This is a genomic window from Aeromonas allosaccharophila (genome assembly GCF_016026615.1).
In the GTDB taxonomy this organism is placed as follows: Bacteria; Pseudomonadota; Gammaproteobacteria; order Enterobacterales; family Aeromonadaceae; genus Aeromonas; species Aeromonas allosaccharophila.
Genome location: NZ_CP065745.1, coordinates 4,146,505 through 4,168,502, shown reverse-complemented (window position 1 = coordinate 4,168,502; position 21,998 = coordinate 4,146,505). Strand labels below are relative to the sequence as shown.

The window sequence follows — 21,998 nt, the reverse complement described above, 5'->3', positions numbered from 1 at the left end:
GGCTTTGTCCCGCATCGTTCTATTCATTGCGCCACCGTTTCGCCAGAGTGCGGGCGGTGGCCAACACGGTTTCCCGGGCCGGATTAGGCCGCTTGCCACCGCGCCACGCCATCATCACATCCCAATGCTCCTGCGGCAGATTGCGCACATCGAGCCTGACCAGACGCCCCACCTCCAGATCCCGCTTGATGGCCAGCTCCGGCATCAGGGTGATAAAACCGTGCTCCAGCGCCAGATCGCGCGCCGCACTGGCGGGCTGTACCGCATGCAATGGGCTGGCCGCCCGCCGTAGCCGCCGCAACTGCTGGATAAATACGTCACACCCTGGCCCCCACACCTGAGGCGCCAGCCGCTGGTCGGCGATATCCTGCAGGGTCAGGCCATGGCATCCAGCCAACGGATGCAGCGGCGAGGCGATGGCAATGATGGGAGAGCAGCAGAGCAGCTCCATCTGCAGACCCGCCACCGGCGGACACTTGAGCACAAAGCCGATATCGGTCACCCCGGTCAGCAACTCCTGCATGATGACCCCGGAGTGATCCGTGGTACAGCGGATCTCGAAGGGCTCGTCCACCAGCTCCATCAACAAGGAACCGAATACCACCGCCGTCAGAGAGGGCAGGCTGGCAAGACGGATGCAAGGCAGCGCCGGCGCCCCCTGCAGTGCCAGCCGTCCCTCACTCAGGGTGGCCAGTGCCGAACGGGCTGATGGCAGAAACTGCTCGCAGGCGCGGGTCGGCGTTACCCCGCGCCGATGGCGCTGAAACAGCGGCGCACCGAGACTGAGTTCGAGCTGGGCTATGCGCTGGCTCACCAGCGGCTGCGACCAGCCACGAATGGCCGCCGCCTGACTGAAACTGCCCAACTCGGCGACATCCAGCAGCAGTTGCAGATCGTCCAGATCCATAGACATAAATAATCCTGATATGAAATATAGGTAGTTGTCGTCTACCACTATATCTAAACCCTCTCCAGAATGAAGTTATCTGTGAATGAGAGGGTGTTATGGTCGATAGGGCGAGGTTTTGGGGACGCTGGTTTCTGGCGCTGGATACCACACTGGTGATCCTGGGTTTCTTTGTGGTGATGCCGATGATCAGCCTGCGCTTCGTCGATCAACTCGGCTGGGCGGCGGGTCTGGTGGGGCTGGCCCTCGGCCTGCGCCAGCTGACCCAGCAGGGGCTGGGGATCTTCGGCGGTTCGCTGGCCGACCGCTTTGGCGCCCGCCCGCTCATCGTCACCGGCATGCTGTTGCGCGCCGTCGGCTTCGCCACCCTGGCCTGGGCCGACAGCGGCGCCATGCTGATCTTCTCCTGCTTCTTGTCTGGTCTGGGCGGCTGCCTGTTTGACCCGCCACGGGCGGCGCTGGTGATCAAATTTACCCGTCCCCATGAGCGGGGCCGCTTTATCTCCCTGCTGATGATGCTGGAGAGCGCGGGGGCCGTCACCGGTGCCCTGCTCGGCAGCTGGCTGCTGCGTTTCGACTTCACCTACGTCTGCCTGCTGGGCGCCGGGCTCTTCACCCTGGCCGCCTTCTGCAACTGGACCCTGCTGCCCGCCTACCGCCTCTCGGTCAAACCGACGCCGATGCGCGAAGGGTTGGGGCAGGTACTGGCGGATCGCGCCTTCTGTCGGCTGGTGCTGATCCTGAGCGGCTACTACATGCTGTGGGTGCAGGTGATGCTGATCTTCCCGATCCTGGTCAAGCAACTGGCGGGCACCACCACGGCGGTGGGCTGGATGTACAGCCTCGAAACAGCGCTGTCGCTGGCGCTGCTCTACCCCATCGCCCGTTTCAGCGAGCGGCGCTACCGGCTGGAGAGCCGACTGATGGCGGGTATCCTGCTGATGACGGTGGGGATTGGGCTGGTTGCGTTTGTCAGCACCCTCTCCGGCATCTTCGTGCTGCTGGCCTGCTTCTATCTGGGGATCATCATCTGCGAACCGGCGCGGGAAACCCTGATGACCAAGCTCGCCAACCCCAATGCCCGTGGCAGCTACATGGGCTTCAGCCGCCTCGGGCTGGCGCTTGGCGGCATGACCGGCTACGTGGGCGGCGGTTCTCTCTATGACTTCTCGCTGCAACAGGGGCAACCGGCCCTCCCCTGGCTGGTGCTGGGCACCATAGGCGTGGCCACCATGCTGCTGCTCGCCCGCTGCTTCTCCCGCCGCCCGGAACTGGCCATCAGGGCCGCCGCCTGACGCCCCTCCTTACCTGCGGCAGCCCCGTCAACGGGGCTACCGTTCGTCCTTTCCCGCCATAATCGCGGCCAGCACTGACAGATAGCGCCGCCTCGCCATGGAATACTCTTCCCGACACCTTGCCAAGGGGAGAGCACACCATGTCACACCACCATGCTTATCACTGGATCACACGCCTCTCCGGTACGCAGGCTACCGCTGCTCCGGATGGGAAAAACCGGATGTTTCTATTACTCGACCAGCAGGACAGGGAGTGGTGGCTGGAGGTCGATCCCGATGAGAGCGTACTGCTCATCACCACCCCGATGACAGGCCAGCTGGATGCCAATAGCCTGACCCCCGCCAACTTGCAGCACTGGCTGAGCCTCAATAGCGAGGTCAATCGGATGGGCGGTGCCTGGCTCGGACTGGAGGGGGATCTACCCACCCTCACCCTCTACGCCCAGATTTTTCTCGCCCACTGCGATGAACCGTTGCTCGACAACCTGATGGGTCAGCTTGCCGAACTGGCCCACGACCTCACGCCCCGACTCTACGCAGAGCAGTAGCAAGCAAGGAGCCCACCATGAAAATCGACCCCACCGCCCCACTCGCGACTGTCGCAACGCCCTCCTGCCCCCGGAGCAATCCCGGCAGTCGCTTTGTGAACGCGTGTCGCAACCTGACCGCACCTACCACCGATCGCCCCGAACTGGCGCTGCCGACCCCGCCAGCGCTGGCCCCCGATAGCCAGCAGCAGTTGAATCGCGAACTGCGCAAGGGGCTCTCTGGCTATGTGCAACAACACCCCGAACAGCAAACCGCACTCGATGACTTGCTGAGAGCCGGACAGATGCGCAATGAACTCGGCAAGCCGACGCTGGCGGCCGCAGATCCCCTGACCCATCTGGTCACCCTGCTCAACCGGCTGAAAAAACTGCCAGATGGCAAGGCGCTCACCAACGCGCTGGTCAAGGATCCTGCCGGTGAGATCGGACGCTATGTCGCCCTCAAGGGATCCTTTGGCAGCAAATCCTGCCAATTACGCAGTCAGCCCCTTGCGCCGAGAGCCTTGGGCGAACCCGAACTGCGGCAACTGGCGCTGGAGCTGAAACAGGTGTTGCAGCACTATCTAGATGCCAACCCGGCCAAGCGTGAGTGCCATACTGCGTATCTGCGAGACTACCTGCAACAACCCGAGATCGGCCGCTATCTTGGCTTGCTCGACACGCCCGACGGCGCACAGGTCAAGATCAACGCCCTTCCCTCCCGCAAGGAGGAGATGGCAAACGTGATGAACCGCCTGCTGGCCGGTCATGGCCGTGGCGCGCTCTATCACGCCTTCGCCCAAGAGAGCGGACGTGCAGGCATGCTGGGCCGCCACTTCAAACTCGAAGGCATGCTGGCGTTCAGCTTCACGGTGCGAGCCGAACCCCTGCCGCCAGCAACCATTGCCACCCCATCCACAGCCCAGCGCACTGACCCCCAAGCAAGAACGGCAGATCCGGCGCTGGCACAACAGCAGGCGGAACAACTACGCCGCCTCGAGGCGGAAGAACATCTCAATCTGGAAAAGGAGATCACCCGCCAGCTGGGCAACCGGCCTGCCTGCCAAATCCTGGCGAAGCTGACCAGATCGGCCGCCAATCTGCAGGCAGAACTGGATGGAAAGCACCTGCCACCAGCCGAATCCATTCCGGTAACCCATATCGATATGGCGACCCTGGCTGCACTCACGCTGCCGCAGGTACGCGAGTTGGCTGCCCAGCTGACAGAAGAGAACAACCGCTACCTGCGACGGGTCGAGGAGCATACCCTGCATCTGCCGACCCACGCCGATGCGGATCGGTTTTCCCCTCATACCCTCGACATGCTGGGCATAACGTTCACCCAGCCCTACCTCAAGGTGCTGGACGATGGCATCCAGGCACTGCGGCAACCGGCCACCAGCCGCACCGGCCGCTTGCTGGGCTGGTTACTGCCCGCTCAGGCCAGGGGGCGCCAGCTCAAACAGGAGCAGAGCATCGGCAAATTGCACGAGCTGCGGCAGGTCATCACCCAGTTGCAGTTACAGGGTGGCAGCTGGCAGGGGATCGACCGCGCAGGCTGGGCCAAACAGCTGCTGGCCCGCACGCTGGAGCAAGCCATGCCAACACCATGGCAACTCGGACCATTTCGAATCAATGAAGGACGCCCCCGGTGGCAGGCCAGATTGAGCGAGTGGGGGATTTTGAACGAATGGGGCATTCCGGTAGCCAGAGACTGATATCGGGTAATCACGGCAGCCAGCCCTGAGCCGACCCCATGGCACAGGGTTGGCCTAACCCGCCTCCCCCGGACCAACATGACGGAGAAAAAAGGTTGCGAATTACAACTTTTACGCTACTTTAGTTGTTATGCACAACTAAAAAGGAAACCACGATATGGATCCCCGTCCCCTGCGCGCCCTGTCGCGCGATCTGGTCCGCGAACTCGGCATGCTCTCCCAGCAGTGCGGCAATCTGGCCCTCACCCCCATCGAGGCTCACCTGCTGATCGAGCTGGAAAACGCCCCCGCCACCAACCAGCAACTGGCGGAAAAACTGCACATCGACAAATCCAATGCCAGCCGCCCGCTGGCTCGCCTCGCCGAACGGGAGCTGATCAGCTGGCACCCGCACCCCTCCGACGGGCGCAGCAAAGAGGCCCGTCTCACTGCCGAGGGGCAAACGATGCTGTTGGAGTTGCACCGGGAGATGGACGGGGCAATGGAGGAGATGCTGGCACAGTTGAGCCAGCCCGAGCGTGAGCAGTTGTGGAGCGGCCTGCTGCTCTACCGCAGCGCCCTCTCCCGCGCCCGCCGCCAGCAGGGTTACCGCATTCGCCCCATCACGGCGGCAGATGATCCCCGGATCGCCACGGTGATCCGCGCCGTATCGGCCGAATATGGCCTCACCGCCGACAAGGGTTATGGGGTCTCCGATCCCAATCTCGATACCCTATCCCGAAGCTATCAGGGGGAGAAGAGCCGCTACTGGGTGATCGAAGGGCCGGACGGTGCCATCCTCGGCGGTGGCGGTATAGCGCCGCTGGCGGGGGAAGAGGGGGTCTGCGAGCTGCAGAAGATGTACTTTATGCCCGCCCTGCGCGGGCTTGGCCTTGGCAAGCGGCTGGTGTTGCAAGCGCTGGATACCGCTCGAGACTTGGGCTATCAACGCTGCTATCTGGAGACGACCGAAGTGCTGCGCGAGGCCACCAGCCTCTATGAATCCCTCGGCTTTGAACACCTGCCCGGCCCCCTCGGCTGCACCGGTCACGGGGATTGCGAGATCTGCATGGTGCTGTCGCTGGAGTAAAGCCCCTCATCCCCACCCCTTCTCCCGCAAGGGGAGAAGTGAGCAAAAACACTTCCGCTATCTTTCGGACAGATATCGGATGGTTCCCTCCGGGAGATGACCAGAGCAAAGGTCGCTGGCGACCGGCCAGGAGCCATGCAATTGCCACCGGCATCTCTCCTTATCAGGCAAAGCGATACAAAAAAGAGACCCCGCCGAAGCGGGGTCTCTTTGATCATCTGCCAACAGGCAAACCAGCGGTGATCAGTGCTCGCGAGTCTGGCGGAAGTGAACGTCGGGGTGGCGCTCCTGGGCCAGGCGCAGGTTGACCATGGTCGGCGCGATGTAGGTGAGGTTGTCACCGCCATCGAGGGCCAGGTTGACCTCGTTCTTGCGCTTGAACTCTTCGAACTTCTTGACGTCGGTCCCTTCAACCCAGCGGGCGGTGGAGACGTTGACCGCCTCGTACAGGGCTTCGACGTTGTATTCGCTCTTCAGACGCGATACCACCACGTCAAACTGCAGCACACCGACCGCACCGACGATGAGATCGTTGCTGATCAGCGGACGGAACACCTGCACCGCGCCCTCTTCGGAGAGCTGTACCAGCCCCTTGAGCAGCTGCTTCTGCTTGAGCGGGTCGCGCAGGCGGATGCGGCGGAACAGTTCCGGTGCGAAGTTCGGAATGCCGGTGAACTTGAGATCTTCACCCTGGGTGAAGGTGTCACCGATCTGAATGGTGCCGTGGTTGTGCAGACCAATGATGTCACCGGCGAAGGCGTCTTCCGCCTGCTCACGGTCACCGGCCATGAAGGTCACGGCGTCGGAGATGTTCACATCCTTGCCGATGCGCACGTGGCGCATCTTCATGCCCTTGCTGTAAGTGCCTGACACGATACGCATAAAGGCGATACGGTCGCGGTGTTTCGGATCCATGTTTGCCTGGATCTTGAACACGAAGCCGGAGAACTTCTCCTCGGTCGCTTCCACTTCGCGGCTCTCTGCCTTGCGCGGCATCGGAGCCGGCGCCCAGTCGGTCAGGCCATCCAGCATGTGGTCGACACCGAAGTTACCCAGTGCAGTACCGAAGAAGACCGGCGTCATCTCGCCTGCGATAAAGGCCTCGTGGTCGAACTCGGGAGAGGCGCCCTGCACCAGCTCCAGCTCGCCGCGCAGTTGGGCAGCCAGATCTTCGCCGATGGCGGCATCGAGATCCGGGTTGTTCAACCCCTTGACCACCCGCTTCTCCTGGATGGTGTGGCCTTGACCGGTCTGATACAGATAGGTCTCATCCTTGTAGAGGTGGTAGACCCCCTTGAAGGATTTACCACAGCCGATCGGCCAGGTGATGGGCGCGCACATGATCTTCAGCTCGCGCTCCACCTCGTCCATCACTTCCATCGGGTCGCGCACTTCGCGGTCCAGTTTGTTCATGAAGGTGAGGATGGGGGTATCGCGCAGACGGGTCACTTCCATCAGCTTGCGGGTCCGGTCTTCAACACCCTTGGCGGCATCGATGACCATCAGGCAGCAGTCGACCGCCGTCAGGGTACGGTAGGTATCTTCTGAGAAGTCCTCGTGACCCGGGGTATCGAGCAGGTTGACCAGACAATCGGCATAGGGGAACTGCATCACCGAGGTGGTGATGGAGATACCACGCTGCTTCTCCATCTCCATCCAGTCGGATTTGGCGTGCTGGCCTGAGCCACGGCCCTTGACGGTACCGGCGCGCTGAATGGCCTGTCCGAACAGCAGGACTTTTTCGGTGATGGTGGTTTTACCCGCATCCGGGTGTGAAATGATCGCAAAAGTGCGTCTCTTGGAGACTTCACTCAGAAATTCAGCTGACATAATTCAACGTTCTTCTATTGAGCGGTGGCATCAGCCACCGTGGGAATAAATCCGGGATGCCGCTCACGGCACATGTATACGCAACGAAAGCCACGCCAGCTGGCGTGTTGCCAACCTGATGGAGAGAGGGAGGAGGGTTGCGTTACATGGGTCTTCTCGCCTGAGTCAAAGCAAAATTGCGCGACATTATACCCGCGCGAGTGAAAAATACCCAGCCCGTCAGTCGTCTGTTTCCACCCGGTTGCGCCCAGCCTCCTTGGCGCGGTAGAGGGCCTCGTCTGCGCGCCGGGTCAGGGCAGCCAGATCCGGATCATCAGCCTGCTGGCAAGCGACGCCTATGCTGATAGTCACCGGATGGGAGAGACCGGGCAGCGTCAGGTTGGCTACCCTCTCGCGGATCCGCTCAGCCATCCGGCACGCCTCCTCGATACCGGTATCCGGCAACAGGACCAAAAATTCTTCTCCCCCGATACGTCCCAACACATCATGCTGGCGTAACTGACTCGCTACCGCTTGCGAGACCCATTGCAGCACCCGGTCTCCCTGATGATGGCCCAGAGTATCGTTGATCCGCTTGAAGTGATCGATATCGAACACCAGCAGACAAAAGGGTGTGCCCTGCCTGCGGGCCAGCGCAAACATATCGCTGCCGTGCTGCAACACCCGGCGCCGGTTGTTGATGCCGGTCAGCTCATCGGTAAAGGCCAGCCGATGCATCCGACGATTGCGCTCAAGCAGCCACCCCATGGTCAGCAAAGCCAGTCCCCCACAGAGTACCATCACCACCAGCAACCAGAAGCGACGCTCCTTGATCTGCGCCAGCTCCTGCTGCTGCAACTGCTGCTCGACCCGCAACTGCTTGTTCTCCACCTCCTGGCGGGCCAGTTCAAACTCGCCGCGCACCCAGGCGGTGCTCTGCTCCCGTTGCAGTTGATCGAGACGCTGCTCCTGCACCAGATGATCCCGCAACGCTGCCAGCGCCGCCGGATAGTCCCCTTGCAACTCGAATGCTTCGCTACGCACGCCGTAGAGATCCATCAGGTAACGAATGTGCCCCTCCGCCTTCAGGATCGGTTCAATTGTCGCAAGCGCGCGCAGGGCCGCAACCGGCTCCCGCTTTTTTACCTGCAGCTTGGCCATCACCAGCTCGAGATGGGCGTGGAGAATGAGATCCACTTGCGGAGAGAGCACCCGTGCAGCCAGTCCCAACAAGCGCCCAGCCTCCTCCGTGCGCCCCTGACCGAGCAGAGCCTCCGACAGCATCACCTGACGATCGGCATGTTCAATCCGGTATTCCGGCTGGTGGAAAAAAGCGAGGCTCCGCTCAAGCTCCTGTTGCGCCTCCTGATAGCGCCCTGTATCCAGATAGACCAGTGCCAACTGCTCGCTCATCCTGGCCGCACCGAAGCCGTTGTGGTTCTTGACAAAGTGTTCATCCAGCCGGTGCAGAGTGGTGAGCGCCTCGGTATAGAGCCCCATCCGGCGAAATGCTGCCGCGATCTCGAGCTGCGCCTGGTGATACCAGGTGACCAGTCCCAGTTCTTCATAGATGTCATGCGCTTTAGTGAGATCCACGAGCCCCTGTCCGGACGCCCCCTGAAACGACAGCATGGCCCCCCGTCGGGACAGCGCCAGCGCCTCCAGCTTTGGCAAGGCCGCCACCCTCGCAAGGCGCAATCCCTCATCGAAGTCATGACGAGCCTGTGCCACCTCGCCAAGCAACTGATTGAACCAGCCACGGCAAATAGTCAGATCGGCCATGGCGGCGCCATCTTCCCGCTTTTTAGCGAGCGCCAGCTGGCTGTCCGCATATGCAATGGCACGACGGGACTCCTGCATGTCATCGGCCGATTGCGCCCAGCAAGCCAACCGCCGGATCCGCATCTGCTGTGGCTGCGAATAAGCATCGCCATCCTGCAACAGCCGGTCGATCCGTTCATGTAACAGTTCTATCGGCTGATAGACCCGTTCCATATCATCCAGTTCGCTCTCCAGCTGGGCGGGTGACAAGGGTTGGGCCGCCAGCCCGAACACCGCCAGCAACAGCAGTAAAGCAAGGTGACGCATAAAGACTCCGGGTGAATGGGAGAGGTCATCGGGCAGTGGATGCCGGAAAATCACTATCTTTTCCCCTGCAACAAGGGTTGTAAAGAGCTGAGCCCCGCGCTGCCGCCCGAATGGCTGTCTGGTCACATTTTACAGCGACATCATTGAGTTGAACGCTCGCGGGACAATCACGGCGGCAAGAGGGCGCAACGTAACGCAGGGCCCTCCCGGTTACTAGTGATGCTGCCAGCGCCGCAGCAGCCGACCACGCAAGCCGCAATCGAGCAGCCAGCTGTTGTCGAAGACCCGCAGCAAGGCCGGTTTGGCATGGCGGGACATGGCGACAGCGTGAAAACGGGTCTGGCGCTGACGATAGCGATTCATCTGATCGAGCAGGGCGTGAGGCAGGCTCTGGGCGATAAAGTCGGAGATGACCAGCACATCGGCCTTGGCAAAGGCAGGATCATCGAGCTTGGCCAGCGCCTTCTCAAGGCAGGGCACCAGATCGGTACCGCCGTGAAAACTCATGGAGAGGAAGCGCTCCGCCTTTTCCAGTCCGGTATCCGCGGTGATCTCGAGGGTCGCCACCTCGGTGGAGAAGAGCATCAGGTAGCTGCCGCGCTTCTCATCCATCGCCACCTTGAGCAACGCCAGAAACAGTGCCTTGGCACACTCCTCGGGATAGCCGCCCATGGAGCCGGAGGTATCGACACAGACGATAAAGGGGCCGCGCTGCTGCAGTTGCTTGCCGCCCTGCTCGGGGGTGCGCAGCATGATGCGCTGGCGCGGCAGGGTGCCGCGCGACTGGTAGCTGAGCAGCCGCCGCTCCAGATAGCGGCGATAGAACTCCAGCTCCAGCTCCGGCAGCCCCAGCATCACCGCCTCGCTTGGCAATAGCCGCATCAGATCGCTGGCCTGATGAATGCCCACCAGATCGTCTGGCACATCATCGCTGGGGGCGGGCTCCAGCTCCAGCACCTCGACTGGCGGCACCGGTTGCTCCTGCGCTCGCCGATCCCGCTCGCTGCGCCCGAGCAGACCCGCGATCTCCGCCAGCAAGGGCTCGCGCTGCAACATGCGGGCATATTGCTTGATCAGCACCAGACTGCGCTTGTGCCAGTGTCCCTGCGCCAGATCCCACAGGCCGCCCGCAGAAATCTGGTTGGGATCGAGGGCATCAGCCAGGGTGCGGCTCGCCAGCAGTTGATCTTCAATCTCCTGACGCTGCTTCTCCCGCTCCGCCTCGGCGATCTGCTGCTGCAACTGCAACAGGCTCCCCACCAGACTGGCGCGCCACTTGTCGATAAAGAGCTGGCGCAGCCCCTCGGTGGGGTGAGCCATCAGCTGGCGCACCAAGGAGCGGGCCTCACCGGCGAAGGGGCTGTACTGATCAAGCGACTCCAGCAGGCCGGGCAGGCGACCAATCAACTCGGTCATCGGCAGTTGCCGATGGGCCTGATAGAGCAGGTACTCCTGCTCCAGCGCGACCGGCACCGGCTTGTGGCGGATCTCCTCGCCGAGCTGTTCGCCCCAGCTCTGCAGGCGCTTTTTCAGCAGTTTGCCTTGCAGCGGGGAGCGTTTGATAAATTCGGATATCTTGGGCGAGGCGGCCAGCAGGAGCGCCACCTCACCCGCCAGCTCCCCTTCGCCCATCAGGAGCCCCAGATCCAGCATGCCGATCTCAAGCATGTGCGCCCCTTACTCGTCCAGCCTCGGCAACCGTTCGCGCCACTGCACCAACTCGCTGCGCAGCAGTTCGAGATCCCGGTTCAGCACGAAGAAACTGTCTTCCACTTGCTGCAGCCAGCGTGAGGAAATAAAGAGGTGTTGTTGATGACGCTCGAACAGGCTGCGCTGCTGCTTGAGCTCCTGCATCACCTTGCCGACCTGAACCAGTTGCTCGTCGAGCGCCTGCAACCAGGGCTCCAGCACCACTTCGGGAATGGCGTTGCGTTCCATCAATACCAGCGGGATCTGCTGGCGCTGGATATCGAGCACCTGAAGCCGCAGTTCATCATCGAGCACCAGCTCGTAATGCCCCTCTTTCGGGTTGCCGAACTGATAGCCGACCAGCGCCTCGCCGGTGGGGCGCCAGTGGGAGAGCAGGGTACGATCGAACACCAGCGTGCGAGTGAGGCGCTCGGGATCGCTGCCATCCAGCGGCGCCGGAGTGAGCAGATGAAAGTGCACCTGTTTGCCAAAGGGTCTGGCATTGGCGAGCGGGATCTCGATGCCCCGGGCGCGGCGGCCAAACCACTGCTTGCGCTGACGCGCTTTGGTGCAGAGCCGCTGAGCCACGCTCTGTTTCAGCTGTTTGAACTGATCGCGCAGCGCCAGCAGCTGGCGGGTCATCGCCAGTTGCTGATAACCATAGAGACGGGAGAACTCGGTCATCATCTCCATCAGGGTGGTGCGGGACTCCTCGTCATGCCAGAGGCAATCCTTGAACAGCAGCAGGTCGAGGGGGGCCACCTCGTCGCGGCCATTGAAGAAGGCACTCGCCTTGATGAGCCGTACCGCCTTCTTCCAGCGGCGATCCGACACATAACAGCGGTGGGCCAGCTGGCTGTCGAGCTGCTGGCGCAGCTGGTAGATGAGCTCGAAACAGGCATCCGGCAGGCGCACCTGCTCAATCTGGCTCTGCCACTGCTCGTACTCATCACCCCGGATCTGCAAGGATTCCGGCAAGTTCTGGTGGGCATGGCCATCACTGGCCAGCATCGCCTGAAAGTTCGACTTCTCCTGCACCCGGTCCATCCAGATCCGCACCAGCATCCGGTCGTAGAGCGCTTCCAGCCCGCTATCCGGCGCAGGCAGCTCGTTGGAGGCGGTCACCAGCAAGCGCATCGGGATGGGGTGCTGGCTGTCGCCATTGCGGAACTGCCGCTCGTTGATGGCGGTGAGCAGGGTATTGAGGATGGCGGGGCCCGCCTTCCAGATCTCGTCGAGGAACACCACCTCGGCCTCCGGCAGATAACCGGCGGTGAGGCGCAGGTATTTGCCGTCCTCTTTCAGCGCCTGAATGGAGAGAGGGCCAAACACCTCCTCCGGCGTACTGAAACGGGTCATCAGGTATTCAAAATGGCGAGCGTCGTGAAATGCCAGCTTGAGGCGGCGGGCAATCAGGCTCTTGGCGATGCCGGGCGGGCCCAGCAAGAAGAGGCTCTCGCCACTGAGGGCGGCCAGCAGACCGAGGCGCAGGGCATCCTGCCGTTCGTAGAGCCCCTCGCCAAGAGCCGCCAGCAGCCGGGGCAGCCGCTCCTGGATGGGAATAAGACGTGCGGGGTTCTGGGCTTGAGCTAAAGACGACATAGAGACTGTTCCGAAGCTGGGATGATGATAACCCCAAGGTGCGATATCCATTTGTTCGACCTTGGGTTTTGTCTTGTTATGATGTTTATTCTGGTATCTCTTGCCGCAGAATACCCGACTCTGGCAGGAAAAAACGCCCAGGCGGTGCGATAACGTTGCAGCGCCCATGCGTGACCAGAGTGGTTATCAGCATCATGACCTGCGTGTCATGCCCGCATGCGCCAGATGATGCGTTGCAAAGGGTGCAGCAAAACCGGTTCGAGTGTACCCTGCGCAACACGATTTTCCCCAATGCAGATCAAGAGTGAGTCGCCCCAGATGCAAGATCCCGTTCGTCAGAGCATGTTGGCCCGCATGGGCATTCAAAGCTGGCAGCTGCGTCGTCCGGCATTGCTGGGCGCAGAACCTGCTCCCGAACTTGAGCAGCATACCGGCCAGATGGCCCCGGCCACCAGCGCACCGCTGCCCAGCGGCAAACTCTGGCTGCTGGCACCTAGCCTGCCTGCAACCACGCTGCTGGCGGATATCTGCCAACTGCTCGGCATGACGCCCGATGAGGTCTCCCTGCTCAGCGAGCTGCCGCCCGCCGACCTGCAAAGGGCGGACGCCTCACCGCTGCTCTGGCTGACGGAGGCCAACCCCGCGCGGCCGGATGCGCTGATCTGCCCGCTCGCCCCCAGCGCCGCGCAAAAGCGCGCCCTGTGGCAACAACTGCGCCAGCACCTTGCGGCCAGCGCGGCGTGATCCTGCATCGTGCCGCCAAGCCCCACCGTGATGCCGCTCTTTTTACCTGATTTTACACACGCTGCCCCTGCCGCCGCCTCTGCCAACCCTGGTGCCCACAATGCTGCCATCCGGAGCCCCCATGCCTGAGTTTCGTCCCCTGCTCGAGAGCGATTTCGACCTTGTCTACCCCATCGAGCAAGCCGCTCACAAGGAGCCGTGGAGTCAGGCCAACCTGCTCTCCTGCTTCGGCCCTCGCTATCTCAACGGCTTGATGATGGTCGACGGTCGCCCGGCGGGCTTCTATATCTCGGATCTGGTGGCCGGTGACAGCTCGCTGATGAACATCTGCGTGCATCCGGCGTTTCAGGGCAAGGGATTAGGACGGGCGCTGTTGCAGGCCTATCTGGCGCGCAGCAAGCAAGCCGGTGCAGAGGCCTGGTTTCTCGAGGTGCGGGCCGGTAACCAGACCGCCATCAACCTCTACGAGAGCGCCGGTTTTGCCGAATATTGCCGCCGCGCCGACTACTACGGCACTGGCAACGATCGGGAAGATGCGGTATTGATGTCGCGACTGTTCGATTTCGGCTGATCCAGCCAATTCGCCGTGCTCAGGCGTCTTGGCCCCCTCAATCGAGGGGGGCGTTGTCCAGCGCAGGGTCCTGCAAGGAGAGGGTAGTGTGCACCACCGCCTCGAATCCGGCGGCAGAGAGCGGCATATAGAAGCCCCGCAGCCAGGTTTTCCCCGGCATCCAGATCTGGTCGATATCCACCACGACCTTGATGGGCCTGAGGGGCTGACCCGGCTGCTGGATATAGATACCGGGCGGTGTGGCGACCTTGGGAAAGCGGCGCAGGATCTGCTCGCTGCCATCCCCTTTGCCCGGGTTGAGCCGCACCTTCACCAACCGGGCGAGCGGGCCGGTCATCTCCTTGCTCTGCCAGAATTTCTTCTCCAGATCGCCGCAGCGGCGGCACTTGGGGGTCTCCAGCACATAGAGCAGCGGATAGCCCAACGAAAGCGCCTGTTGCTGGGCCTGATGATACCCCTCGGCCCCCTGATACCAGGGATTGGCGGGCCCCTGCGCGCCCTTGCCAAAAAAGAACCAGGCTGCACCGCCACCCACCACCATGAGCCCGACTGCGGCCAACGCCCCTTTCACCCACAGATTCATATCGTTAACCCTCTTTGCACTCCCTTGCAGTATCGGCCAGCCTGCCCGAAGGCGTAGCTATTTGCACTCTTTGTGATCCAAGACAAACGGCGAACACTTGTAAGCTGTAATGTTGGAGTTTAAACTCTAGCCCGATTTTTAGTGCCCTCGCGGGCGTACAACTGTAATTAAAGGATGTTTGACTGATGCCGAAGCTTCATCTGGTTCGACTGATGCGTGAACGTATTGCCCAGCTTGGCAACAAGGCTGCCCTGCGGGTTCAGCAAGATGGCCAGTGGCGCGCCATCGGCTGGCGTACTCTGGGCCAGGCCATGGACTACTGCGCCCAGGCGCTGATCCGTGCCGGCCACCAGCCAACCGAAATGGTCGGTATCTACGCCCGTAACATGCCGGAGTGGACCCAGGCCGATCTCGGCATCCTTGCCGCCCGCGGCGTCAGCGTCCCTATCTACCCCACCAGCACCCTCGAACAGCTGCGCTATATCGTGCGCGATGCCAACATCGGCCTGCTGTTCGTCGGTGAACAGCCCCAGTTCGATCAGGCGCTCAACTTGTTAAAGGATGGCGAAATCCGCCAGATCGTCGCTCTCGATGGCAACGTCAATCTGCGCGGCTGCCCGCAAGCGAGCCACTTCCAGGAGTTTCTGGTCTCCGGCAACCATCAGCCAAGTGAACAGGTGCTGCACGAGCGCGAGAGTCAGTACCGGATGGACGACCTGCTGACCCTGATCTACACCTCCGGCACTACCGGCGAACCCAAGGGGGTAATGCTCGATTTTGCCAACGTTGCCGCCTGTTTCGAGATGCACAACAGCCGCCTCGACCTTAATCCGCAGGATGTGTCGCTCTGCATGCTGCCACTTAGCCATGTGTTCGAGCGGGTCTGGAGTTTCTACGTGCTCTACTGCGGTGGCGAGAACGTCTATATCCGCGACCCGCAGAAAGTGATGGATGTGATTGGCGAAGTGCAGCCGACCGTGATGTGCGCCGTGCCGCGCCTCTACGAGAAGGCCTACGCCATGATTCAGGCCAAGGTGGCTCAGGCTCCGGCCCTGCGTCGCGCCCTGTTTGGCTGGGCGACCCGAGTCGGCAAGCAGATGGTTGCTACCCGTCAGGCGGGCAAATCCGCCTCCCCGCAACTCTATGCCCAGCTCTGGCTGGCGGAGCGACTGGTGTTTCGCAAGCTGCGTGCCCGCTTTGGTGGCCGCACCCGCTTCCTGCCGGTAGCGGGCGCCCGTCTGGCTGACGATGTGAACCTCTTCTTCCAGGCGATGGGGCTCAATCTCAAGTACGGCTACGGCATGACCGAGACCACCGCCACCGTCTGCTGCTATGAAGACAGCCAGTTCAAACTCGGCTCCATCGGCACAGCACTGAACGGCATCGAAGTGAAGCTGGGTGAGAACAACGAGTTGTTGGTGCGCTCGCCCACCGTGATGCGCGGCTACTACAACAAACCGGACGCCACTGCCGAAGTGATGACCGAAGATGGCTTCCTGCGTACCGGCGATGCCGGTGAGCTCGATAGCCAGGGCAATATCTACTTCACCGAGCGCCTCAAGGAGCTGATGAAGACCTCCAACGGCAAGTACGTGGCTCCGCAACTGGTGGAAGGGACCATCGGCAAGGATCGCTTTATCGAGCAGATCGCCATCGTCGCCGATGCCCGCCACTTCGTCTCGGCACTGATCGTCCCCTGCTTCGAGTCGCTGGAAGAGTACGCCCGCTCCATCAACCTGCAGTACCAGTGCAAGAGCGAGCTGCTGCGCAACTCCCGGGTGAAGGAGTTCTTCGAAGCACGCATCGCTGACTTGCAAAAAGAGCTGGCCAAGTTCGAGCAGGTGAAGAAGTTCACCCTGCTGCCGAGCGCCTTCTCCATGGAGCTGGGTGAACTCACCCCCACCATGAAGCTGCGTCGCAAGATCATCGAAGCCAAGTACCAGAGCGAAATCGAGGCCATGTATAACCACGTCTGATATCGCCTCTACGTCCTCCCCAAAAAAGCCGTCCCCTCCCGGGACGGCTTTTTTGTTGCTCATTCAGCCTCGGTCAGCAAGGGGGGCATAAAGTGGTTCAGATATTCATCATCCCTCATGGATGCGATTCATCCCCCCATTTGACACCCGATGCCATGACGCTGACCACTCTCGACTTGCACGGCAAGAAACGCTATTACCTGCTGCTCCACGACGAACTCGGACTGGATCACTGGGCCCTGCAACAGAGCGAGCTGACCCGCAGGCTGGAGTCCATTGCCAGCAGCCAATTCTGGCTACATCCCGCCAGCAACAGCCTGTGCAAGATAGTGCCAGACAAGTACCCGCGCTGGAGCCTTGGCTGGTGGCGTCGGGATCTGCTCGGCAAGCGTCTGGTGGGTCATATCGATGCCCTGCGCGAGTGGCAAAGCAATCGCCGCCTGCGCAAGGCCGGGCTACAGGTGGTTCCCTGCAAGGCCGCCGGGATCGCCCTCAACCCGCTCAATCCCCATGCCTCTTTCCTGGCTGTGCACTACCTGGCGGAGCACTGCTCCGGCGAACACTACTTCAAACAGGCAGGGGAGAACGATCGCCTGGCCCTGCTGCATCGGCTCGCCAAGGATCTCTATCACCTGGCAAAGCACGGCTACTATCATCGGGATCTTCATCTGGGCAACCTGATGCTATCCCCTGCCGGCAATATCGTCTGGATCGATACCCATGTGCGCCGCCTGCCCAGCAATCTGGAGCGGCTGCGCCAGACATTTTTAGACTCACTGGAGCCAAAAAAACTGTTCGGGCAGTTCTACCGGGATTATCTGCTGGCCCAACTGCGCCGTCTGGCTGGTCTGCCTCAGCCACAATCCATAAAGCCTTAACCAATAAAAAAGCCGCTCATCGAGCGGCTTCTGGTTTATTTGATATCAGGCAGTGGTGGTGCGGGTTCCGAAGTAGTCGGCCAGGAAGTCGTCAAACGACAGGCTGTCGCTGCGTTCGCGCTCCCGCTGCTTGGCCAGCGAATCCTTCGCCTCACCGGCAAAGTAGGCCTCATCCCAGTACTGCAGCGCCCCTGCCAGCAACTCCTCGCGATAGCGGGTCGCCAGCTTGTCGCCGTAGCAGCCGTTGTCCTTGCCACTCTCCAGCAGCTCCTTGAGCATGCGGGCGGAGTAGGTGAGCTCGGGGTTGAGCAGCTTCTCGCGATGCATCGCCAGCGTCTCGCGATAGCGGTTGCGGCCACAGCAGCGATCCAGCAGATCGGCCACCTGAGCCAGCTCGTCGAACAGCTTGAGGCCGTACTCTTTGAGGCCAATGGCATTGCCCTGCTCATCTTCAAGCGTCAGGCCGGGACGACGCCCTTCCAGCACCACCTTGTTCTGGTTGCGACGGTTGCGGGCAATCTCCTCGTCACTCAGCACCGCAGACGGGCGCAGCAGGCACCAGACCAGGAACAGATCGAAGAAGCGGATCTGGTCGGCGTCGATGCCGAGCGGGGTGAACGGGTTGACGTCCACGGTGCGCAGCTCGATGTATTCGATGCCGCGCTGATCCAGCGCATCCGAGGGCTTCTCGCCGCTGCGCGGGGTGCGCTTGGGGCGGATCGGGGCGTAGAGCTCGTTCTCCAGCTGCAGCACGTTATCGTTGAGCTGGCGGTACTCCCCATTCACCTTGACCCCGATCTTGGCGAACTCGGGGTCATGGGTATTGATGGCACGGCGCAGGCTGCTGACATAGGCCGGCAGGCTGTCGTGGCTGATCTTTAGCCCCGCCTGGGAACTGTTGGTGTAACCGAGATCGGAGAGACGCAGCGCGGTGGCGTAAGGCAGATAGAGAGTCCCCTTGCCGGTCTTCTCGAACGGCAGGTTGCTCTTGCGCCCTTTGAGGAAGGATTCGCAGATGGCCGGGGACGCACCAAACAGATAGGGCACCAACCAGCCGAAGCGGTAGACGTTGCGAATAAGCCCCATGTACTTGTCGGAGATAAAGCGCTGGCTGCAGCAGCCGACGCACTCCAGATCCTGCCACTCGCACCAGAAGCTGTCGGGCATGGAGAAGTTGAAGTGCACCCCGGCGATCACCTGCATCAGGCTGCCGTAGCGGTTCTTCAAACCCTGACGGTAGAGGGTCTTCATCTTGCCGATGTTGGAGCTGCCGTATTGGGCCAGCCGGATGCTCTCTTCCCCGCCGACGAAGCAGGGCATGGAGAGCGGCCAAATCCGCTCGTCCCCCAGATGCTGAATCACATGGTGATGGATGTCGCCGAGCTGCTCCATCAGGCTGTCGATGGAGTCGGTGGCCGGGGTGATGAACTCCAGCAGGCTCTCCGAGTAGTCGGTGGTGATATTGGGATGGGTCAGGGCCGAGCCCAGCGCCCGGGGATGGTCACTCTGGGCGAGTCGGCCATCCGGCGTGATGCGCAGGCATTCACGTTCGATCCCGCGCCGGATCCCCTTGAGCGCGGTGCGGCGCTCCGGTGATCCCAACGCATTCAGCAACTCGGTGAGCGACAAGCTTGTTGTAGTCATATTCACGGCTCATGTGAGGCCGCCCCATCCGGGGCGGCTCTTGATTTTTATAAAGCGTCAGTTACGGCAACTGCAGCGGATAGATGGGAAGATGAAGCTCCTGCAGGGGTTTTTCAAGCTTTTGCTTGTCTCCCACCACCACGATCACCATGTCGGCCGGATTGAGCCAACGGGCGGCACTGGCCTTCAGCACCTCGGGCGACACCGTCTTGATCAGGTTGCTCTGGGCCTGCACATAGTCCGGCTTCAGATCATACATCACCATCTGCAACAGGAAGCCTGCCTTCTGGCCTAGGGTCTCGTAGGAGAGGGCATCCTGCTGGGAGACCGCACTGCGCATATAGGCCAGCTCGACCGGGGTCGGACCGCTCTTGCGGTAGGTGTCCATCTCCTTGAGGAACTGACGGATGGCATCGACGGTCGCATCGGCCCGCACATTGGCGCCGGTGGCGAAGGTACCCACCTCGCGGTTGGCGGAGAAACCGGAGCTGGCGCCGTAGGTGTAGCCCTTCTCTTCCCGCAGGTTGAGATTGATGCGGCTGTTGAAGTTACCACCCAGGTTGAAGTTCATCAGCCCGGCGGTGAAGTAATCCCCCGTGGTATCGAACGGCATGGCGCGACGACCGATGCGGATCACCGACTGGGGCGCCCCCGGCTTGTCGACCAGATAGATACCCGGTTTGGCCTGCTCACCCTTGAGCTTGAGATCCCCCAGGGTCGGCGTGGCCCCCTTCCACTCGGTCAGGAAGCCAAGTTGCTCCTCGATCTGCTTCTGGCCCACATCACCGACCACCACCACTTTGGCGTTGGTGGGGTTGTAGTAGGCCTGATAGAAGTGCTTCACATCCGCCAGCGTCAGCTTGGCCACATCGGCCGGCACCCCGTCGGTAGGTTGACCGAGGCGGTTCTGCTTGCCGTAGACCAGCTCGCGGAACGCCTGCCCAGCCAGCCACTCGGGCTGTTGCTGCGCTTGTTGCATCCCTTGCAGCAGCTGCGCCTTGACCCGCTCGAAGTCCGCCTCCCGCATGCCCGGGCGCTCCAGCACCTCGCGCACCAGCGCCAGCGTCTGGGGCAACTTGTCCGCCAGCGAGCTGACGGTGATGAGGTTGTTGTACTGGGCACTGGAGACATCGATGGAAGATCCCAGCTTTTGCAACTCGTCGCTGAGCTGAGCCTCGGTCAGGCGCACCGTGCCCTGCCCCATCATGGCGGCGGTCAGATTGGCCAGCCCCAGTTGCCCCTTATCTTCGGCACGAATGCCGCCCGGCAGGGCAATCATGATGGAGACCGCGGGGATCTCGTCACTTCGGGTGCCGATAATTTCGATGTTCTTGTCGAGCTTGCCGTGCCAGATGGCGGGCACCTTGACGCTCACCGCCTCGCTCGCCTTGGGCTGCACGCTGCGATCGAAATTGTCTTTCACCGGTCGTTCGGCCAGCGCCTCGTCATGCTTGCTGTAATCCGGCAACTCGCGCTTGGCGGGGGTAAAGTTCGGGGTAGCGACCTGCCACTCTGTCTTGCCCTTGGGCACCACGCTCAGCACTACCGCCGGTTTGCCCGCGATGAACTGGTCGTAGGCGGCCTTCACCTGCTCCGGTGTCACTTTGCCGATGGCATCGAGAGTCTTGAACACATAGTTGGGATCCTGGGTAAACACCTGACCCATGGCGAGCTGGCTCACCTTGCCGGAGACGCTATCGAGCCCCCAGATGGCGGAGGCACGGTACTTGGCGATCGCCTTCTCCAGATCTTCCGGCTTGAGACCGCGCTGGGCGAACTCGCCGATCACCTTGTCCACCTCCCCCTTGAGGGTCTTGAGGCTGCCATCCTGCGACGGGTTGGGGTAGGCGTAGACGGTCAGGGTACAGGCCAGCTCTTCGCAGTAGTGGGACGCCCCCACATCGATCGCCTTGCCGGTTTTCACCAGCGACTGGTAGAGCATGGAGCTGGCAGAGCCGCCCAGCACGTCGGCAAACATGTCGAGCGCAGGCTCCTGAGGATCGCCAAGGGAGACGGTCGGATAACTGATATAGAGCAGCGGCAGGTGCACCTTGTCCTGCAGCGTCACGTAGCGGGTCTCTGGCAGGGTCACCGGCTTTGGCGTCGGCTCGGCCACGTCCGGGCCGCGCGGGATGGCGCCGAAGTACTGCTCGATCCACGCGAGGGCCTGCTTGCTGTCAAAGTCGCCGCCCAGAGTCAGGGTGGCGTTGTTGGGGCCATACCAGCGCAGGAAGAACTGCTTGAGGTCGTTCACATCGACCCGGTCGAGATCTTCCACGTAACCGATAGGCTGCCAGGAGTAGGGGTGAGTGCGCGGATAGAGCGCCTCCCCCACTTTCTCGCTCACCAGCCCGTATGGCTGGTTATCGACCCGCTGGGCCCGCTCGTTCTTGACGGTGGCGCGCTGGATCTCGAACTTCTTCTGGCTCACCGCATCGAGCAGGAAGCCCATCCGATCCGCCTCCAGCCAGAGCACTTTTTCCAGCTGGTTGGCAGGCACGGTCTCGTAGTAGTTGGTGCGGTCCTTGTTGGTGGTGCCGTTCATGTCACCACCGGCCTCGTTGATGATCCGCATATGCTCCTGATCACCAACGTGTTTCGAGCCCTGGAACATCATGTGCTCGAAGAAGTGGGCGAAACCGGACTTGCCGACCGTCTCGCGGGATGAGCCGACGTGATAGGTCACATCGAGGTGCACCAGAGGATCGGAGCGATCGGGGGCCAGGATTACGGTCAGGCCGTTGTCCAGCTTGTACATCTGGTAGGGGATGGCGAGCTTGCCCTCCTCCTTGCCCTGTTCGGCGATCAGGGTCGGTGCCGCCAGCACCGGCAGGGTGAAGCCCAGCAGAATCGTTAAAGGTATGACTTTGTTCACGGTAACCTCGTGAGTGACAAAAA

At 61.7% G+C, this 21,998-nt stretch carries 16 protein-coding genes; 8 read left to right on the top strand and 8 right to left on the bottom strand.

Annotated features, from left to right (window positions below; all coding sequences use genetic code 11):
• Positions 1–19: 19 nt before the first annotated feature.
• Entirely contained in the window at positions 20–913 is an 894-nt protein-coding gene (locus I6G90_RS19165; RefSeq protein WP_180344037.1) for a LysR family transcriptional regulator, read from the bottom strand.
• A 92-nt stretch (positions 914–1,005) separates the two neighbouring features.
• Here I6G90_RS19165 and mdtH point away from each other — a divergent pair, with 92 nt between their 5' ends.
• The 4 genes from mdtH to I6G90_RS19145 all read left to right on the top strand — a co-directional run bounded on the left by mdtH (position 1,006) and on the right by I6G90_RS19145 (position 5,516).
• Positions 1,006–2,202: a multidrug efflux MFS transporter MdtH gene (mdtH, locus tag I6G90_RS19160; protein WP_182933486.1), complete on the top strand. Its 1,197-nt coding sequence runs from the start codon at positions 1,006–1,008 to the stop codon at positions 2,200–2,202.
• Positions 2,203–2,342: 140 nt separating this feature from the next.
• Positions 2,343–2,750: a type III secretion system chaperone gene (locus tag I6G90_RS19155; protein ID WP_197928761.1), complete on the top strand. Its 408-nt coding sequence runs from the start codon at positions 2,343–2,345 to the stop codon at positions 2,748–2,750.
• 17 nt (positions 2,751–2,767) lie between these two features.
• Complete coding sequence (locus I6G90_RS19150; protein ID WP_197928759.1) at positions 2,768–4,447, top strand: hypothetical protein; 1,680 nt, start codon at positions 2,768–2,770, stop codon at positions 4,445–4,447.
• A 157-nt stretch (positions 4,448–4,604) separates the two neighbouring features.
• On the top strand, positions 4,605–5,516 hold the full coding sequence (locus tag I6G90_RS19145) for a bifunctional helix-turn-helix transcriptional regulator/GNAT family N-acetyltransferase (protein ID WP_075113957.1): 912 nt from the start codon (positions 4,605–4,607) through the stop codon (positions 5,514–5,516).
• A 243-nt stretch (positions 5,517–5,759) separates the two neighbouring features.
• Here I6G90_RS19145 and prfC read toward each other — a convergent pair whose 3' ends face one another.
• From prfC to I6G90_RS19125, 4 genes are all read right to left on the bottom strand, one after another.
• Positions 5,760–7,349, bottom strand: coding sequence for a peptide chain release factor 3 (gene prfC / locus I6G90_RS19140; protein ID WP_111807569.1), 1,590 nt, complete (start codon positions 7,347–7,349; stop codon positions 5,760–5,762).
• Between the two features lie 216 nt (positions 7,350–7,565).
• The gene (locus I6G90_RS19135; protein WP_197928757.1) at positions 7,566–9,413 is read right to left on the bottom strand and encodes a diguanylate cyclase; all 1,848 of its coding nucleotides are present in this window, start codon (positions 9,411–9,413) and stop codon (positions 7,566–7,568) included.
• 213 nt (positions 9,414–9,626) lie between these two features.
• Positions 9,627–11,081, bottom strand: coding sequence for an ATPase RavA stimulator ViaA (gene viaA, locus I6G90_RS19130; protein WP_197928755.1), 1,455 nt, complete (start codon positions 11,079–11,081; stop codon positions 9,627–9,629).
• Between the two features lie 9 nt (positions 11,082–11,090).
• Positions 11,091–12,704 (bottom strand): ATPase RavA domain-containing protein, encoded by a 1,614-nt coding sequence (locus I6G90_RS19125; protein WP_162518083.1) that lies wholly within the window; start codon positions 12,702–12,704, stop codon positions 11,091–11,093.
• A 318-nt stretch (positions 12,705–13,022) separates the two neighbouring features.
• On the opposite strand from I6G90_RS19125, the gene I6G90_RS19120 reads away from it, so the two are divergent.
• Together I6G90_RS19120 and rimI are read left to right on the top strand one after the other, a co-directional pair.
• Positions 13,023–13,448, top strand: a complete 426-nt coding sequence (locus I6G90_RS19120; RefSeq protein ID WP_197931223.1) for a DNA polymerase III subunit psi — start codon at positions 13,023–13,025, stop codon at positions 13,446–13,448.
• 121 nt (positions 13,449–13,569) lie between these two features.
• Positions 13,570–14,019: a ribosomal protein S18-alanine N-acetyltransferase gene (gene rimI / locus I6G90_RS19115; protein ID WP_197928753.1), complete on the top strand. Its 450-nt coding sequence runs from the start codon at positions 13,570–13,572 to the stop codon at positions 14,017–14,019.
• A gap of 37 nt (positions 14,020–14,056) precedes the next feature.
• Here the strand turns inward: rimI and I6G90_RS19110 are convergent, their stop codons facing one another.
• Complete coding sequence (locus I6G90_RS19110; RefSeq protein ID WP_197928751.1) at positions 14,057–14,602, bottom strand: hypothetical protein; 546 nt, start codon at positions 14,600–14,602, stop codon at positions 14,057–14,059.
• A 185-nt stretch (positions 14,603–14,787) separates the two neighbouring features.
• Here I6G90_RS19110 and I6G90_RS19105 point away from each other — a divergent pair, with 185 nt between their 5' ends.
• Together I6G90_RS19105 and I6G90_RS19100 are read left to right on the top strand one after the other, a co-directional pair.
• The gene (locus I6G90_RS19105; protein ID WP_197928749.1) at positions 14,788–16,578 is read left to right on the top strand and encodes an AMP-dependent synthetase/ligase; all 1,791 of its coding nucleotides are present in this window, start codon (positions 14,788–14,790) and stop codon (positions 16,576–16,578) included.
• Positions 16,579–16,733: 155 nt separating this feature from the next.
• Entirely contained in the window at positions 16,734–17,456 is a 723-nt protein-coding gene (locus tag I6G90_RS19100; RefSeq protein WP_197928747.1) for a lipopolysaccharide kinase InaA family protein, read from the top strand.
• Positions 17,457–17,501: 45 nt separating this feature from the next.
• On the opposite strand, the gene gshA is transcribed toward I6G90_RS19100, so the two are convergent.
• Positions 17,502–19,100, bottom strand: coding sequence for a glutamate--cysteine ligase (gene gshA, locus I6G90_RS19095; protein ID WP_197928745.1), 1,599 nt, complete (start codon positions 19,098–19,100; stop codon positions 17,502–17,504).
• Positions 19,101–19,161: 61 nt separating this feature from the next.
• The gene (locus I6G90_RS19090) at positions 19,162–21,975 is read right to left on the bottom strand and encodes a M16 family metallopeptidase (RefSeq protein WP_197928743.1); all 2,814 of its coding nucleotides are present in this window, start codon (positions 21,973–21,975) and stop codon (positions 19,162–19,164) included.
• Between the last annotated feature and the right edge of the window lie 23 nt (positions 21,976–21,998).

Excerpts from the sequence above, each read along its gene's own strand:
- I6G90_RS19165 (WP_180344037.1), bottom strand. The coding sequence starts at position 913 with ATGTCTATGGATCTGGACGATCTGCAACTGCTGCTGGATGTCGCCGAG.
- mdtH (WP_182933486.1), top strand. The coding sequence starts at position 1,006 with ATGGTCGATAGGGCGAGGTTTTGGGGACGCTGGTTTCTGGCGCTGGAT.
- I6G90_RS19155 (WP_197928761.1), top strand. The coding sequence starts at position 2,343 with ATGTCACACCACCATGCTTATCACTGGATCACACGCCTCTCCGGTACG.
- I6G90_RS19150 (WP_197928759.1), top strand. The coding sequence starts at position 2,768 with ATGAAAATCGACCCCACCGCCCCACTCGCGACTGTCGCAACGCCCTCC.
- I6G90_RS19145 (WP_075113957.1), top strand. The coding sequence starts at position 4,605 with ATGGATCCCCGTCCCCTGCGCGCCCTGTCGCGCGATCTGGTCCGCGAA.
- I6G90_RS19135 (WP_197928757.1), bottom strand. The coding sequence starts at position 9,413 with ATGCGTCACCTTGCTTTACTGCTGTTGCTGGCGGTGTTCGGGCTGGCG.
- viaA (WP_197928755.1), bottom strand. The coding sequence starts at position 11,081 with ATGCTTGAGATCGGCATGCTGGATCTGGGGCTCCTGATGGGCGAAGGG.
- I6G90_RS19125 (WP_162518083.1), bottom strand. The coding sequence starts at position 12,704 with ATGTCGTCTTTAGCTCAAGCCCAGAACCCCGCACGTCTTATTCCCATC.
- I6G90_RS19120 (WP_197931223.1), top strand. The coding sequence starts at position 13,023 with ATGCAAGATCCCGTTCGTCAGAGCATGTTGGCCCGCATGGGCATTCAA.
- rimI (WP_197928753.1), top strand. The coding sequence starts at position 13,570 with ATGCCTGAGTTTCGTCCCCTGCTCGAGAGCGATTTCGACCTTGTCTAC.
- I6G90_RS19110 (WP_197928751.1), bottom strand. The coding sequence starts at position 14,602 with ATGAATCTGTGGGTGAAAGGGGCGTTGGCCGCAGTCGGGCTCATGGTG.
- I6G90_RS19105 (WP_197928749.1), top strand. The coding sequence starts at position 14,788 with ATGCCGAAGCTTCATCTGGTTCGACTGATGCGTGAACGTATTGCCCAG.
- I6G90_RS19100 (WP_197928747.1), top strand. The coding sequence starts at position 16,734 with ATGACGCTGACCACTCTCGACTTGCACGGCAAGAAACGCTATTACCTG.
- gshA (WP_197928745.1), bottom strand. The coding sequence starts at position 19,100 with ATGACTACAACAAGCTTGTCGCTCACCGAGTTGCTGAATGCGTTGGGA.